This is a genomic window from Streptomyces sp. NPDC050164 (assembly GCF_044459945.1).
GTDB lineage: Bacteria > Actinomycetota > Actinomycetes > Streptomycetales > Streptomycetaceae > Streptomyces > Streptomyces coeruleorubidus_A.
Map to the genome: position 1 here is coordinate 69113 of NZ_JBITJK010000024.1, position 13387 is coordinate 82499.

General features: G+C 71.7%; 15 protein-coding genes. 7 read left to right on the top strand and 8 right to left on the bottom strand.

The genetic code is table 11. From position 1 onward, the window contains the following. Nucleotides 1-10 precede the first annotated feature (10 nt). The 4 genes from ACIBNA_RS27865 (at nucleotide 11) to ACIBNA_RS27880 (ending at nucleotide 3924) form a co-directional block, all read left to right on the top strand. A complete protein-coding gene (locus ACIBNA_RS27865) occupies nucleotides 11-769 on the top strand; it encodes an SDR family oxidoreductase (protein ID WP_399167941.1) in 759 nt (252 codons plus the stop codon). 197 nt (nucleotides 770-966) lie between these two features. Continuing rightward, nucleotides 967-2553, top strand: a complete 1587-nt coding sequence (locus tag ACIBNA_RS27870; RefSeq protein ID WP_399167942.1) for an ABC transporter substrate-binding protein — start codon at nucleotides 967-969, stop codon at nucleotides 2551-2553. Nucleotides 2554-2647: 94 nt separating this feature from the next. After that, nucleotides 2648-3331: a uracil-DNA glycosylase gene (locus ACIBNA_RS27875; RefSeq protein ID WP_399167943.1), complete on the top strand. Its 684-nt coding sequence runs from the start codon at nucleotides 2648-2650 to the stop codon at nucleotides 3329-3331. Between the two features lie 101 nt (nucleotides 3332-3432). Next, nucleotides 3433-3924, top strand: coding sequence for a hypothetical protein (locus ACIBNA_RS27880; protein ID WP_399167944.1), 492 nt, complete (start codon nucleotides 3433-3435; stop codon nucleotides 3922-3924). Nucleotides 3925-4123: 199 nt separating this feature from the next. On the opposite strand, the gene ACIBNA_RS27885 is transcribed toward ACIBNA_RS27880, so the two are convergent. From ACIBNA_RS27885 to ACIBNA_RS27895, 3 genes are all read right to left on the bottom strand, one after another. Then, the gene (locus tag ACIBNA_RS27885) at nucleotides 4124-4639 is read right to left on the bottom strand and encodes a hypothetical protein (RefSeq protein ID WP_399167945.1); all 516 of its coding nucleotides are present in this window, start codon (nucleotides 4637-4639) and stop codon (nucleotides 4124-4126) included. 112 nt (nucleotides 4640-4751) lie between these two features. Next, a complete protein-coding gene (locus ACIBNA_RS27890; RefSeq protein WP_399167946.1) occupies nucleotides 4752-5264 on the bottom strand; it encodes a DinB family protein in 513 nt (170 codons plus the stop codon). Between the two features lie 44 nt (nucleotides 5265-5308). After that, nucleotides 5309-5899, bottom strand: coding sequence for a TetR/AcrR family transcriptional regulator (locus ACIBNA_RS27895; RefSeq protein ID WP_399167947.1), 591 nt, complete (start codon nucleotides 5897-5899; stop codon nucleotides 5309-5311). Between the two features lie 106 nt (nucleotides 5900-6005). Between ACIBNA_RS27895 and ACIBNA_RS27900 the strand changes: the two genes are divergently transcribed. Then, nucleotides 6006-7190: an FAD-dependent monooxygenase gene (locus ACIBNA_RS27900; protein ID WP_399167948.1), complete on the top strand. Its 1185-nt coding sequence runs from the start codon at nucleotides 6006-6008 to the stop codon at nucleotides 7188-7190. A gap of 13 nt (nucleotides 7191-7203) precedes the next feature. After that, nucleotides 7204-8109: a Gfo/Idh/MocA family protein gene (locus ACIBNA_RS27905; RefSeq protein WP_399167949.1), complete on the top strand. Its 906-nt coding sequence runs from the start codon at nucleotides 7204-7206 to the stop codon at nucleotides 8107-8109. Here the strand turns inward: ACIBNA_RS27905 and lnt are convergent. From lnt to ACIBNA_RS27930, 5 genes are all read right to left on the bottom strand, one after another. After that, nucleotides 8033-9607, bottom strand: coding sequence for an apolipoprotein N-acyltransferase (gene lnt / locus ACIBNA_RS27910; RefSeq protein WP_399167950.1), 1575 nt, complete (start codon nucleotides 9605-9607; stop codon nucleotides 8033-8035). The genes ACIBNA_RS27905 and lnt overlap by 77 nt on opposite strands. A gap of 63 nt (nucleotides 9608-9670) precedes the next feature. After that, entirely contained in the window at nucleotides 9671-10141 is a 471-nt protein-coding gene (locus tag ACIBNA_RS27915) for a nuclear transport factor 2 family protein (protein WP_399167951.1), read from the bottom strand. A gap of 193 nt (nucleotides 10142-10334) precedes the next feature. Further along, nucleotides 10335-10514: a hypothetical protein gene (locus ACIBNA_RS27920; RefSeq protein ID WP_399167952.1), complete on the bottom strand. Its 180-nt coding sequence runs from the start codon at nucleotides 10512-10514 to the stop codon at nucleotides 10335-10337. Nucleotides 10515-10611: 97 nt separating this feature from the next. Then, nucleotides 10612-11487 carry an undecaprenyl-diphosphate phosphatase gene (locus ACIBNA_RS27925; RefSeq protein WP_274814797.1) on the bottom strand — a complete coding sequence of 292 codons (876 nt, stop codon included), beginning with the start codon at nucleotides 11485-11487 and terminating at the stop codon, nucleotides 10612-10614. A gap of 162 nt (nucleotides 11488-11649) precedes the next feature. After that, nucleotides 11650-12120 carry a winged helix-turn-helix transcriptional regulator gene (locus ACIBNA_RS27930; protein WP_399167953.1) on the bottom strand — a complete coding sequence of 157 codons (471 nt, stop codon included), beginning with the start codon at nucleotides 12118-12120 and terminating at the stop codon, nucleotides 11650-11652. Between the two features lie 95 nt (nucleotides 12121-12215). Here ACIBNA_RS27930 and ACIBNA_RS27935 point away from each other — a divergent pair, with 95 nt between their 5' ends. Next, nucleotides 12216-13385, top strand: a complete 1170-nt coding sequence (locus ACIBNA_RS27935) for a thiolase family protein (RefSeq protein WP_399167954.1) — start codon at nucleotides 12216-12218, stop codon at nucleotides 13383-13385. Nucleotides 13386-13387: the final 2 nt, after the last annotated feature.

Below are 13387 nucleotides of genomic sequence, written 5' to 3' on the forward strand. Positions count from 1 at the left end.
GACGGCAGACATGACTTCCGTGGAACTCTCCGGCAAGACCGCCCTCGTCACGGGCGCCAGCCGCGGCATCGGCTACGGCGTCGCCGAGGCGCTCGTCGCACGCGGCGACCGCGTGTGCATCACCGGCCGCAACGAGGACGCCCTCAAGGAGGCCGTCGAGCAGCTCGGCGCCGACCGCGTGATCTACGTGGCGGGCAAGGCGCACGACGAGGCCCACCAGGCCGTCGCCGTCGAGCGCACGATGGAGGCCTTCGGCCGCGTCGACTTCCTGGTCAACAACGCCGGCACGAACCCGGTGTTCGGGCCGATCGCCGACCTCGACCTGGACGTCGCCCGCAAGGTCTTCGAGACCAACGTGATCTCTGCGCTCGGCTTCGCCCAGAAGACCTGGCACGCCTGGCAGAAGGACAACGGTGGCGCGATCGTCAACATCGCCTCCGTCGCCGGCCTCTCGCCCTCGCCGTTCATCGGCGCGTACGGCGTCAGCAAGGCGGCGATGATCAACCTGACCGTGCAGCTCGCGCACGAGTACGCGCCCAAGGTGCGGGTCAACGCGATCGCCCCGGCCGTCGTGAAGACGAAGTTCGCCCAGGCCCTGTACGAGGGCCGGGAGGAGGAGGCGGCCGCGGCCTACCCGCTCGGCAGGCTCGGCGTGCCCTCGGACATCGGCGGCGCGGCCGCGTTCCTCACCTCCGGGCAGTCCGACTGGGTCACCGGCCAGACGCTCGTCGTGGACGGCGGCATCTTCCTCAACGCCGGCACGGGCTGACCCGGCGCGTACGCGGCCCGGAACGGGCGCCCCTTCGCACAGGCGGCGCCCGCGCCCGGGTAAGGACGCTGCAAATGGCGATGACAACGTCGTTAAAGGTTTATCGATCAAGGAGTCATGTCCCTGGGCGGGTCAGGGGGCACGGCACTGCGGTATGGTCTGCCGACCCTTGGTATGGCAGATCGAGGAGCGTGCGCGTGTTCAACCGGAACCGATGCCTGCGGCGGGTGGCGGCCATCGCGTCCATATCGTCCCTGGTCGCCGGGTGCGGTGTGCTGTCGTCCGACACCCCGGAGGACGCAGGGCCGATCGTCGTGGGCACCACCAGTGCCCCCAGCACGCTCGACCCTGCCGCCTCCTGGGACAGCTCCTGGGAGCTGTTCCGCAACGTCTACCAGACGCTGCTGAGCTATCCGACGGGCGCGAGCGAGCCCCAGCCGGACGCCGCCGAGAGTTGCGGCTTCAGCGACTCCTCGAACCAGGTGTACCGCTGCGAGCTGCGCGAGGGCCTGAAGTTCTCCAACGGCGACGCGCTCGACGCCCGGGCCGTGAAGTACTCGTTCGACCGGATCCGCAAGATCAACGTCAACGGCGGCCCCGCCGGTCTCCTCGGCAGCCTCGAACGGGTCCAGGCGTCGAACGAGCGCGAGGTGATCTTCCACCTCAACAAGCCCGACGCGACCTTCCCCTTCGTGCTCGCAACCCCCGCCATGTCGATCGTCTCCCCGGACGCCTATCCGGAGAACTCCCTGCGCAAGGGCGGCGACGTCGTGGGCTCCGGGCCGTACACCCTCGACTCGTACGACGACGGCAAGGAGGCCGTCCTCGTCCGCAACGACGGCTACAAGGGCTACGCGGAGCGCCGGAACGACGCGGTGACCATCCGCTACTTCCAGGACTCCGGCGCCATGGTCAAGGCCCTGCGGGACGAGCAGATCGACGTGACCTACCGCGGCCTGGCCGCCGGCGACGTCGTCGATCTCCAGAGCAAGACCTCCAACGAGAAGGAGATCCAGCTCGTCGAGGGCACCGGCACCGACATCAACTACCTGGTGTTCAACCCCAAGGACTCCTGGGCGAACAAGAAGGCCGTACGCCAGGCCATCGCGCAGGTCGTCGACCGGGCGGCGATCGCCCACAAGGTCTACAAGGACACCGTCGACCCGCTGTACTCCATGGTCCCCAAGGGCCTCACCGGTCACACGACGGGCTTCTTCGACGACTACGGCGACCCGGACGTCGACAAGGCCCGCAAGATCCTCACCGACGCGGGCATAAACCGGCGGGTCCCGCTCACCTTCTGGTACACGAGCGACCGCTACGGCTCCGAGACCGCCGCGGAGTTCAAGGAGCTGGAGCGCCAGCTCGAGGCCTCCGGCCTGTTCCAGATCACCCTCAAGAGCCGCCCCTGGAAGACGTACGTCGAGGGCTACCAGAAGGGCGAGTACCCGGTGTTCGGGCGTGGCTGGTTCCCCGACTTCCCGGACGCGGAGAACTTCATCGCGCCGTTCGTCGGCGAGCAGAACGCCCTCGGTACGCCCTACCCGGCGCCCGAGATCACCGGCGACCTGCTGCCCCGCTCGCGCCGCGAGAGCGACCGCGCGAACGTGGAGAAGGAGTTCGAGGAGGCCCAGCGGATCCTCGTGGACGACGCGCGGCTGCTGCCGCTGTGGCAGGGCAGGCAGTACGTGGCGGCGAGCCGGGACGTCTCGGGCGCGGAGCGGGCCATGGACCCGTCGACGATCATGATGATGTGGGAGCTGCACCACAAGACCGCCTGGTAGGCGGGGCGGGCCCCGGGCTTTCCCGGGCACGTTGTCAGTGGTCGCCTGTAGGTTCTGTGGCCTGGAAGTGACCGCACATCGTGAGGACGTTGACGTGACCGACATCGCCATGCTGCCCGAGTCCTGGCGCGGGGTTCTGGGTGACGAGCTTCAGCAGCCCTACTTCAAGGAGCTGACGGAGTTCGTCGAGGAGGAGCGGGCGAAGGGTCCGGTCCATCCGCCGCGCGAGGAGGTCTTCGCCGCGCTGGACGCCACGCCGTACGAGGGAGTGAAGGTCCTCATCCTCGGCCAGGACCCGTACCACGGCGAGGGGCAGGGGCACGGGCTGTGCTTCTCGGTCCGGCCCGGTGTGCGGATCCCGCCGTCCCTGCGGAACATCTACAAGGAGATGCACGAGGAGCTGGGCATCCCGATCCCGGACAACGGCTATCTGATGCCGTGGGCCGAGCAGGGCGTCCTGCTGCTCAACGCGGTGCTCACGGTCCGTGGCGGCGAGGCCAACTCGCACAAGGGCCGGGGCTGGGAGAGGTTCACCGACGCGGTCATCCGGGCGGTGGCCGGCCGGCCCGACCCGGCGGTGTTCGTGCTGTGGGGGAACTACGCGCAGAAGAAGCTCCCGCTGATCGACGAGTCGCGGCATGTGGTGGTCAAGGGCGCGCATCCGTCGCCGCTGTCGGCGAAGAAGTTCTTCGGCTCGCGTCCGTTCACGCAGATCAACGCGGCGGTGGCGGCGCAGGGACACGAGCCGATCGACTGGACGATCCCGAACCTGGGCTGACGGCAGCCGGACGCTCCGGCGGCGTACGGAGCGGCCTCAGCCGGTTCCACCCCGCCTGCGGTTAGCGTCGGGAGGGACAGCGGGCGAGCGGTGCGGAGGGCGTGGTCGTGGAGCGACAGGGACAGGCGACGCCGGATGCCGTGCCGACGCGGATCGGGCAGGTCGTCATGCTGCACCACGCCGGGGACCGGGAGGAGGCCCGGCAGCGGTTCCTGGACCTGTGGGCGGAGATCGGGGAGCACGGCGACCCGCTGCACCGCTGCACCCTCGCCCACTACCTGGCCGACACGCAGGACGATCCCGCCGACGAACTGGCGTGGGACCTGCGCGCGTTGACGGCCGCTGAGGAGATCACCGGCGCCGGGTCCACAGCGGGGGAGGGCGCGCTCGCGGTACGCGCGTTCTACCCCTCCCTGCATCTGAACCTGGCCGCCGACTACGACCGACTCGGCCACCGCGTCGCCGCCCGCGCACACCTGCGGCGGGCCCGGGGAGCGGCCACCGCCCTCACCGACGACCCCTACGGCGAGGGCGTCCGGGCGGCCATCAGACGGCTGGAGTCCCGGCTGGGCGAGGAGGGCGATGGGATGTAGACACCGCCGCGGCAGCGGCCGTAGCGCCGGGAGCGGGGCCGGGGCCTTCTCGGGGCAGTGGCCGAGCGCCGGTAGCGGGCAGGTCCATCCGGGCAGCGGCCGTAGCGCCGGAGCCGGGGCCGGGAACTGGTGTGAGGGCCGCCGTACGGGCAGGTCAGGTCCGGGTCGGCGTCCCGGCTGCGCCGGCCCGGGACGCGGTTCAACGCCCGTAGGTGTCGCGGCAGATGGTCGCCTCCGGGCTGTCCGCCCCCCACCCCCCGTAGCGCCTGCCCAGCGCGCACACGTCCGTGTTGTCCGGGACGCTCTCGTGGACGTCCTGATGTACCGACTCCGGGACGTAGGGCAGATCGGCGTGCGGACGCCGTGGGCCGCGCGGGGCCGGCTCGGGGCGTTCCGGGCGGGCGGGGCGCGGACGGACGTCGCGGGTGCCGGACGGCGGCTGCATCCGCTCCGGCGAGGCCGCCGGGGGCGTGGCCGGGCGGGACGCGGACGCGGCCGGCTCCGGGCGGTCGGACTCCTCGATGAGTTGCAGGGCCTCGCGGGCCGGCGCCTGCGCGATCTGTGTCTGCGTCCGCCCCTCCGGCTGCGGTGCCGACGGCCGGGACGGTGCCGCCGAGGACCCCGGCACGGGCGGATGCCGGACGGTCGTACAGCCGGAAAGGGCCGAGACAGCCACGGTCACCAGGAGCGTCGCTGTGGTCGTCGTTCGATGCACCCGCGCCACTCTGGTGCGTCCGGCCCGCGGCGGGGCAGCGGACAGCCGGAGGATGCCCCGCACGGGTGATCTCCCGCCCCGTGCGGAAGCAGTCGGCCTGTCCGGGGTGACGTCAGTCGCCGGTCGAGCCGTCGATGCGCTCGCGGATCAGGTCGGCGTGGCCGTTGTGCCGCGCGTACTCCTCGATCATGTGGGTGTAGATCCACCGCAGGTTGTACCGCTCGCCGGTGCGGCGGTGCTTGCCCTCGGAGATGTCGTCCAGGCCGAAGCGGGCCGCGTTGCTCCGGGCGGTCTCGATCTCGGCCTGCCAGGCGGCGTGCGCCTCCTCGTAGGTGTCCGCCTCGGTCAGGTGGAACTCGCCGTCCAGGTCTTCATCGCTGAAGTAGATCGGTGCCGCATCCTCGTTCGTCAGCACCCGGCGGAACCAGCTCCTCTCCACGTCCGCCATGTGCCGCACCAGCCCCAGCAGGGACAGCCCGGAAGGCTCCACGGCGCAGGACCTGAGCTGCTCGTCGCTCAGACTCTCGCACTTCCACGCGAGGGTCTGACGGTGGAACTCCAGCCAGCCCTCCAGCATGGTGCGTTCGTCGGCGGTCGTGGCAGGCATACGGCGTTCGGTCGTCATGCCCGCATCCTTTCCCAACGCCCCTTGCCGCACCACGGCTTTTCTCAGGCCTTGAGCATCCCGTCCAGCAACTCCCGCAGTCCGGCCCGGACTTCCTCCAGGCTCGGCACCTCGGCACCGAACGACCCCGCCACACAACTGAACATCAGCCCGTCCGCCCAGGCGACGAGCGACAGCGTGTGCCGGGCCGGATCCGTCGAGCCCATCCCCGTGACGAGGGCGGTGAGCTGCTCGCGGAAGCGGGCGCCGGTCGCGTCGAAGTAGGCCCGCAGCTCCGGGCGGCGGGTGGCCTCCAGGGCCAGTTCGTAGCGGGCGAGGGTCAGTTCGCGGTTGCGGGTCAGCGCGCGGTGGGTGGCCAGGGCCAGCGCGTTCGCCAGGGAGCCGGCCCCGGCCCGGGGGTCAGGCATCTCGTGCAGCGCCAGCACTCGCGCCTCGCGGTCGGCCAGGCGCCGCACCGCCAGTTCCAGCAGGGTCTGCCGGGTCCGCGCGAGGTTCGACGTGGAGCCCTGGGGGAGTCCGGCCGCCTCGTCGACCGCCCGGTGCGTGAGGCCCCGCATCCCCCGCTCGGCGAGCAGGGCCAGGGCGGTGTCGGCGACGAGGTCGGAGCGGGAGGGGCCGGCGGCGCGTACGGACATGGAGCTCACGCTACCCGTATGACTACAGCTGTAGTAAAGTCGAAACGGAACTACAGGTGTAGTCGCCACCGGGCAGCAGGTCCGGTCGCCGGTTCGAGGAGGAGCCATGACGCAGCGGAGGCGGGCCGTCATGATCGGCGGCGGAATCGGCGGCCTGACCGCGGCGGCCGCACTGCACCGGCGCGGCTGGCAGGTCACCGTGCTGGAGCGCGCCCGCTCACTGGAACCGGTCGGCGCCGCCATCTCGCTCGCTCCCAACTCCCTGCGCGCGCTGGACGTCATCGGCCTCGGCGACGAGATCCGTGACCTCGCCGCCTGGGCGGGGGACGGCGGGCTGCGCACACCGTCCGGGCGGTGGCTCGCGCGATCCTCCGCCGACGCCGCCGCCGAGCGCTTCGGCGGCCCGCTCGTGCTGCTGCACCGCGCCACCCTCGTCGAGCGGCTGACCGCACAGCTCCCACCGGACGCCGTCCGCACGGCCGCCGCCGCGACCCTCACCGACAGCGGCGACACCGACCGACCCGCCCGCGTCACCACTGCGGACGGCGAGCTGGAGGCCGACCTGGTGGTGGGCGCCGACGGCATCCGGTCCGCCGTACGCCGCGCGCTCTTCCCCGGCCACCCGGGGCCCGTCTATTCCGGGTTCACCACCTGGCGGGTCGTGATCCCCGTCCCCGGCGTGGAGTTCGCCTCGCACGAGACCTGGGGCAGGGGCCGCATCTGGGGCACGCACCCGCTCAAGGACGGCCGCGTCTACGCCTACGCCGCCGCCGTGACACCAGCCGGTGGACGCGCGCCCGACGACGAGAAGGCCGAGTTGCTGCGCCGCTTCGGCGACTGGCACGACCCGATCCCCACCGTGCTCGCCGCCGCCCGCCCCGAGGACGTACTGCGGCACGACGTCCACCACGTCGCCGAGCCCCTGCCCGCCTACCACCGCGGCCGGGTCGCCCTGGTCGGCGACGCCGCGCACGCCATGCCCCCGACCCTCGGCCAGGGCGGCAACCAGGCCATCGAGGACGCGATCGTCCTGGTTCACCACTGCGAGGAGCTCCCCGCCTACACCGCCGCCCGGCTGCCCCGTACGACCGCCATCGCACGCCAGGCCGTGCGGGTCGCCCGCCTCAACCTCATGACCAGCCGCGCGGGGATCGCCGTACGGGACACTGCCGTGGCCGCGCTGTCGAAGGCCGGACCTGCACTCTTCCTGCGCGGCTTCGACGGCATCGCCGACTGGCGCCCGCCGCAGCAGCCGTATGCTTCCGACCAGACCCCGGCAGGCAACCGTTAGAGGAGAGCACCCCGTGAAGGTCGGCTGCATCGGACTCGGCGACATCGCGCAGAAGGCCTACCTTCCGGTTCTCGCCTTCCAGCCCGGGGTGGAGCTGCACCTCCAGACCCGCACGCCCGCCACGCTCGCCCGGGTCGCCGACAGCCTCCACCTCCCGTCGCAGCGGCGGCACACCACCCTCGACTCCCTCCTCGCCCAAGGCCTCGACGCCGCCTTCGTGCACGCGCCCACGATCGTCCACCCGGATATCGTGACCCGGCTGCTGGAGGCGGGCGTGCCGACGTACGTCGACAAGCCGCTCGCCTACGAACTCGACGAGTCAGCGCGACTGGTGGCGCTCGCCGAGGAGCGGGATGTGAGCCTCGCCGTCGGCTTCAACCGGCGTCACGCCCCCGGCTACACACAGTGCGCCGACCATCCGCGCGAGCTGATCCTGATGCAGAAGAACCGCATCGGGCTCCCGGAGGAGCCGCGCGCGATGATCCTCGACGACTTCATCCACGTCGTCGACACCCTGCGGTTCCTGGTGCCCGGCGAGGTCGACGACGTCACTGTGCGCGCCCGCGTCCGGGACGGCCTGCTGCACCACCTCGTGCTCCAGCTCGCCGGGGACGGCTTCACCGCGCTCGGCGTGATGAACCGGCTCAGCGGTTCGGCCGAGGAGATCCTGGAGGTGTCGGGGCAGGACACCAAGCGGCAGGTGATCAACCTCGCCGAGGTCGTCGACCACAAGGGTCAGCCGACCGTGCGGCGGCGCGGCGACTGGGTGCCGGTGGCCCGGCAGCGCGGGATCGAGCAGGCGGTGCTGGCGTTCCTGGACGCGGTGCGGGCGGGCAAGGTGCTCAGCGCCCGGGACGCGCTGGAGACCCATGAACTGTGCGAGCGGGTCGTACGCGCGGTTCAGGAGCCGACGGCCTGAGCCGCAGCGTCCGTACGCCCTCGCCGGCGGCCCAGGCGGCGAGGATCAGCATGGCCGCGTGCACGGTCCAGTCGCCGAGGCGGACATACGGCGTGGTGCCGTGGGCGAGGGGGATCTCGTAGATCTGCGCGGCGGACGCCTCCGTACCGAGCCACGAGCCGACGCGCTGCCCGCTCGGGCCGTAGACGGCGGAGACACCCGTCAGCGTCGCGTGCACCATCGGACGGCCGGTCTCGGCGGCGCGCAGCGCGGCGAGTGAGGCGTGCTGCTCGGGCGCCCAGCTCTGCTGGAACGTGGACGTCGACGACTGGCCGATCAGCACGTCGACGCCTTCCCGGGTGAGGTGGCGCGTCATGTCGGGGAAGGCCGTCTCGAAGCACACCATCGGGCCGACGCGCAGGTCGTCCCCCACGTTCATCACGACCGGCTGGGAGCCGCGCCTGCGGTCCTCGCCCGCCGCCTTGCCGACGGAGGTGGCCCAGCCGAGCAGGGAGCGGGCCGGGATGTACTCGCCGAAGGGGACGAGCCGCATCTTGTCGTAGCGCTCGCCGGTGAGGCCGTCGGGCCCGACCAGGACGGAGCTCTTGTAGATGCCGGGCTTGTCGGAGCGCCGGGCGTCCACGTTGACCAGGATGTCGGCGCCCGTCTCGCGGGACAGGCCGGCGAGCCGCCGGGCGAGGTCGGGTCGGTCCCCGAGGTCGAAACCGACGCTGCTCTCGCCCCAGACGATCAGGTCGACGTCCTGTCCGGCGAGCCGGCGGGTGAGCTGTTCCTCGCGGGCGAACCGGCGGTCCGCGCTGTCCGGGCCGCCGACGACGCCCGGCTGGACCACGGCGATCCTGACCTGGCCGTCGACGGCGGGGCGGGGCGAGAGGGTCCAGGCGGCGGAGGTGGCGGCGGCCGTGGCGACGAGACCGGCCACGGCGGGCACGCGGGCCTGACGGACCGCGACGAGGAGGGCGACCGCGACGTTGACGGCCACGGCCAGGAAGCTGAGCAGCCAGACCCCGCCTACCGAGGCCAGCCGCAGCGCCGGCTCGACCTGCCACTGACTGGAGCCGAGCATGCCCCAGGGGCCGCCGAGACCCTGCCAGGAGCGGACCAGCTCGATCGCCAGCCAGCCGGACGGCAGGACGACGAGAGCGGCCGCGGTTCTCCGCCGCGAGGGCACGCCTGCCAGCAGCCGGTGCACGAGCCGGCCCCACAGGGCCCACAGGGCCCCGAGCAGCGCGGCGAGGACGAACGTGAACACGTGCAGGAAGGGCAGCAGCCAGTGGTGCATGGCCAGCATGAAGGCGAAGCCGCCGCACCAGCCGTCGTACGCCGCCCGCTTACCGGTCGGCGCGGTGCGCATCAGCAGGATCCAGGGGACCAGGGCGATGTAGGCGCACCACCACAGGGACGGGGCGGGGTAGGCGAGTACGGGGAGGGCGCCCGCGATCACGGCGGCGGCCGAGCGCCGCCAGGGAGAGGCGAGCCAGTGGCCGAGCGTCTTCATAGGCGCCTCCTACCCCGTGGTGCCTCCAGTGTGCGCCCTGCGGACGATCTAGGGGACGCCGGGTCAGTTGACCACGGGTGCCGTCCGGCGCTCGGGAAGGCGCCGCCACTTCTCCCGTACGACCACCTCGCTCAGCCGCCAGCCGTCGATCGTGCGCCGCAGCGCGAAGGCGTACCGGCCGCCGCACACGAAGTCGGGCGCGGGCCCTTCGGTGGCCATGGGATTGATGTAGTCGGCCTGGACCTGGGCGGTGTCGCCGGTGTCCTGCTCCCAGACACCGAAGCGCACCCGCCGGTTGACGATCAGGTGCTGTCGCATCGGGAACAGCCGCATGCTCTCGGCGAGCCACGCGGCGACCGCCGTGGCCTCCCCCTCGATGCCGCCGGCCGAGCGGTAGTCCGCCCGCCCCTGAGGGACGAACAATTCTCCGTACGCCTCCCAGTCACCGTCGTCGACCGCCACCGCGTAGTCGGTGATCACTTCGTCTACGGCCAGCCGGTCCCTCACGGTGGCGAGCTCCACACGCTGCGTCATCGGCTCAGTGTTGGGCATCGGAGGTGCGCAGCCAAGGGGTGTGCGTGATATTCGGTGGCGGGGAGCGCCGCCGGGGTCAAGCCTGTCGTTGGTGAACGATGCGCTGGTGCGGGCCGGTGACCTCGATTCGGCCGCCGGGCTGTTCCCGGAGCGGCCGTACGCCGTCGAGGACGAAGTCGGGGGCGGGGACGGGTCAGGCCGCCTTGACGACGGCGCCGCGGATCGCGGCCGCCCACTCGACGACCAGGAGCTCGTACTCCGCGCGATCCTCGGCCGACAGGGTGCCGCCCGTGCGCCGCCAGAGCGCACGGATCTCCTCGTTGACCTCGGCGGCGGACCGCACGGAACCAGGGGTCAAGAAATCGGGGGACATGCGGACAAGCCTAGGGGCAGCCACTGACAGCCCGCTACCGGACGGCTACTCCAGCCCTATGTGGTTGGTCACGAGACGCGGATCACAGGCCGCCGGGTCAGCCCGCCGACTCGGCCGCGTGCGGGCTCAGCACACCCATCGTCACCAGGGCGATGATGACGATGCCGAGTGCGATCCGGTAGTAGACGAACGGCATGAAGCTCTTGGTCGAGATGAACTTCATGAACCACGCGATCACCGCGTAGCCGACCGCGAAGGCGATGACCGTCGCGAAGATCGTCGGCCCCCACGAGACATGGCCGTTCTCCGTAGCGTCCTTGAGCTCGAACAGGCCGGAGGCGAGCACCGCGGGGATCGCGAGCAGGAAGGAGTAGCGGGCCGCGGCCTCGCGCTTGTAACCCATGAACAGGCCGCCGCTGATGGTGGCGCCGGAGCGGGAGACGCCCGGGATGAGCGCCATGGCCTGGCAGACGCCGTAGATCAGTCCGTCCCGTACGCCCAGGTCCTCCAGGGCCTTGCGCTGCTTGGGCGCGCGGTGCCGGCCGCCGCTCTCGTCCCGTGCCGCGAGCCGGTCGGCGACGCCCAGGACGATGCCCATGCCGATCAGCATCGTCGCGGTGATCCGCAGGTCCCGGAACGGCCCCTCGATCTGGTCCTTCAGCGTCACGCCGAGCACACCGATCGGGATCGAGCCGACGATGACCAGCCAGCCCATCCGCGCGTCCGGGTCGCTGCGCAGCGCCTTGTTCGTCAGCGAGCGCGTCCACGCCGAGATGATCCGCCCGATGTCCTTGCGGAAGTAGATCAGCACGGCGGCCTCGGTGCCGATCTGGGTGATCGCCGTGAAGGCCGCGCCCGGGTCCTCCCAGCCCGAGAAGGCCGCCGTCAGCCGCAGGTGCGCGCTGGAGGAGACGGGGAGGAACTCGGTCAGCCCCTGGACGAGTCCGAGGATGAGTGATTCGAACCAAGACATGAGGTAGCGGAGTCCAAGTGCCGATCGTGGAACGGACGACGGGCACGCCGGGCCGCCGGGTGCGAGGACCGGGGGATCAGGTGTGCCGAGGGGGAAGCGTAGCGTCCCCGGATGGCCGCTTGGACACAGGGGTTTGGCAGGTGCCCCGCAGCAAGGGCGGGATCAGGCCGCCGTCGGTCCGGTCACCGTCCAGCCGGGCGCCTGGGGGCGGGCCGTCAGGTCCTCGTGGCGCACCTCGTCGCCGCAGGCCCGGCAGCTGACGACCGGGGCGAGGGCCCGGCCGCAGGAGTGCTCGACGACCATCGGGCGGTCGCCGTCCGTCCGCAGATGGCGGTCGCCCCAGGCCATGAGGGTCATCAGCACCGGCTCCAGCTCCAGCCCGGCCCGGGTGGGCCGGTACTCGAAGCGCTGCGGGCGCTCGCTGTAGGGCTCCTTGATCAGGATCCCGGCGTCGACGAGCCGGCGCAGCCGCGCGGCGAGGATGTCGCGCGGCGCGCCGATGTTGCGCACCAGCTGGTCGAACCGGCCGTTGCCGAGGCACACCTCCCGCAGCACGAGCAGGGAGTACTTCTCGCCGACGAGAGCCAGGGTGTCGGCGATGGAGCAGGGGCGCGGGTCTTTGCTGGCGGCCATGCGGCTCAGTCTAGGAGAGGGTTGGATTTTCCAACCCATCGGGCTACGGTGAGTTCGGATTTCCTACTCACCGGTAAGTCGTGGAGGCCCGCACCATGCGTGACGCAGTCATCGTCGAAGCCGTACGCACCCCGATCGGCAAGGGCAAGCCGAACGGCGCCCTCGCGCACGTCCACCCGGTCGAGCTCCTCGCCCACACCCTGCGCACCCTCGTCGAACGCTCCGGCGTCGACCCGGCGCTGATCGACGACGTCATCGGTGGCACCGTCGACCAGGTCGGCGAGCAGGCCATGAACACCACTCGCTACGCCGCCCTGTCCGCGGGCTTCCCGGAGTCGGTGCCCGCGACCACCGTGGACCGCCAGTGCGGCTCCTCCCAGCAGGCCGTGCACTTCGCGGCGCAGGGCGTCCTCTCGGGCGCGTACGACCTCGTCGTGGCCTGCGGCGTCGAGTCGATGAGCCGGGTGCCGATGTGGTCGAACGTGCCCGAGGGCAAGGACCCCTTCGGCCCCGGGATCGCCGAGCGCTACCCCGAGGGGCTCGTCCCGCAGGGCATCAGCGCCGAGCTCATCTCCGCCAAGTTCTCGATCGGCCGCGAGCAGATGGACGACTTCGCCCTCTCGTCGCACCGCAAGGCCGCGGCGGCCTGGGACGGCGGGCTCTTCGACGCCGAGGTCGCGCCCCTGGAGGGCGTCACGCGCGACGAGTGCGTACGGCCCGGCAGCACCACCGAGACCCTCGCCGGCCTCAGGTCCGCCTACTACGACCCCGGCTTCGCCGAGCGCTTCCCGCAGATCGAGTGGAACGTCACGGCGGGCAACGCCAGCCCCATCAACGACGGCGCCTCGGCGGTGCTCATCACCTCGAGCGAGACGGCGGCCCGTCTCGGCCTGCGCCCGCTCGCCCGGCTGCACAGCTTCGCCGTCACCGGCTCCGACCCGCTGCTGATGCTCACGGGTGTCGTCCCGGCGACCGAGAAGGTGCTGCGCAGGGCGTCGCTGACCCTCGACGACATCGACCTGTTCGAGGTCAACGAGGCGTTCGCCAGTGTCGTACTGGCCTGGCAGCAGGAGACGGGCGCCGACCTGGAGCGGGTCAACGTGCACGGCGGCGCCATCGCGCTCGGCCATCCGCTCGGCGCCAGCGGCACCCGGCTGACGACGACGCTGGTGCACGCGATGCGGGAGCGGGGCGCCCGGTACGCGCTCCAGACCATGTGCGAGGCGGGCGGGCTCGCCAACGCCATGGTGCTGGAACGGGTGTGAGC

Excerpts from the sequence above, each read along its gene's own strand:
- ACIBNA_RS27920 (WP_399167952.1), bottom strand. The coding sequence starts at position 10,514 with ATGTCCCCCGATTTCTTGACCCCTGGTTCCGTGCGGTCCGCCGCCGAG.
- ACIBNA_RS27895 (WP_399167947.1), bottom strand. The coding sequence starts at position 5,899 with ATGTCCGTACGCGCCGCCGGCCCCTCCCGCTCCGACCTCGTCGCCGAC.
- ACIBNA_RS27930 (WP_399167953.1), bottom strand. The coding sequence starts at position 12,120 with ATGGCCGCCAGCAAAGACCCGCGCCCCTGCTCCATCGCCGACACCCTG.
- ACIBNA_RS27890 (WP_399167946.1), bottom strand. The coding sequence starts at position 5,264 with ATGACGACCGAACGCCGTATGCCTGCCACGACCGCCGACGAACGCACC.
- ACIBNA_RS27900 (WP_399167948.1), top strand. The coding sequence starts at position 6,006 with ATGACGCAGCGGAGGCGGGCCGTCATGATCGGCGGCGGAATCGGCGGC.
- ACIBNA_RS27865 (WP_399167941.1), top strand. The coding sequence starts at position 11 with ATGACTTCCGTGGAACTCTCCGGCAAGACCGCCCTCGTCACGGGCGCC.
- ACIBNA_RS27935 (WP_399167954.1), top strand. The coding sequence starts at position 12,216 with ATGCGTGACGCAGTCATCGTCGAAGCCGTACGCACCCCGATCGGCAAG.
- ACIBNA_RS27925 (WP_274814797.1), bottom strand. The coding sequence starts at position 11,487 with ATGTCTTGGTTCGAATCACTCATCCTCGGACTCGTCCAGGGGCTGACC.
- ACIBNA_RS27915 (WP_399167951.1), bottom strand. The coding sequence starts at position 10,141 with ATGACGCAGCGTGTGGAGCTCGCCACCGTGAGGGACCGGCTGGCCGTA.
- lnt (WP_399167950.1), bottom strand. The coding sequence starts at position 9,607 with ATGAAGACGCTCGGCCACTGGCTCGCCTCTCCCTGGCGGCGCTCGGCC.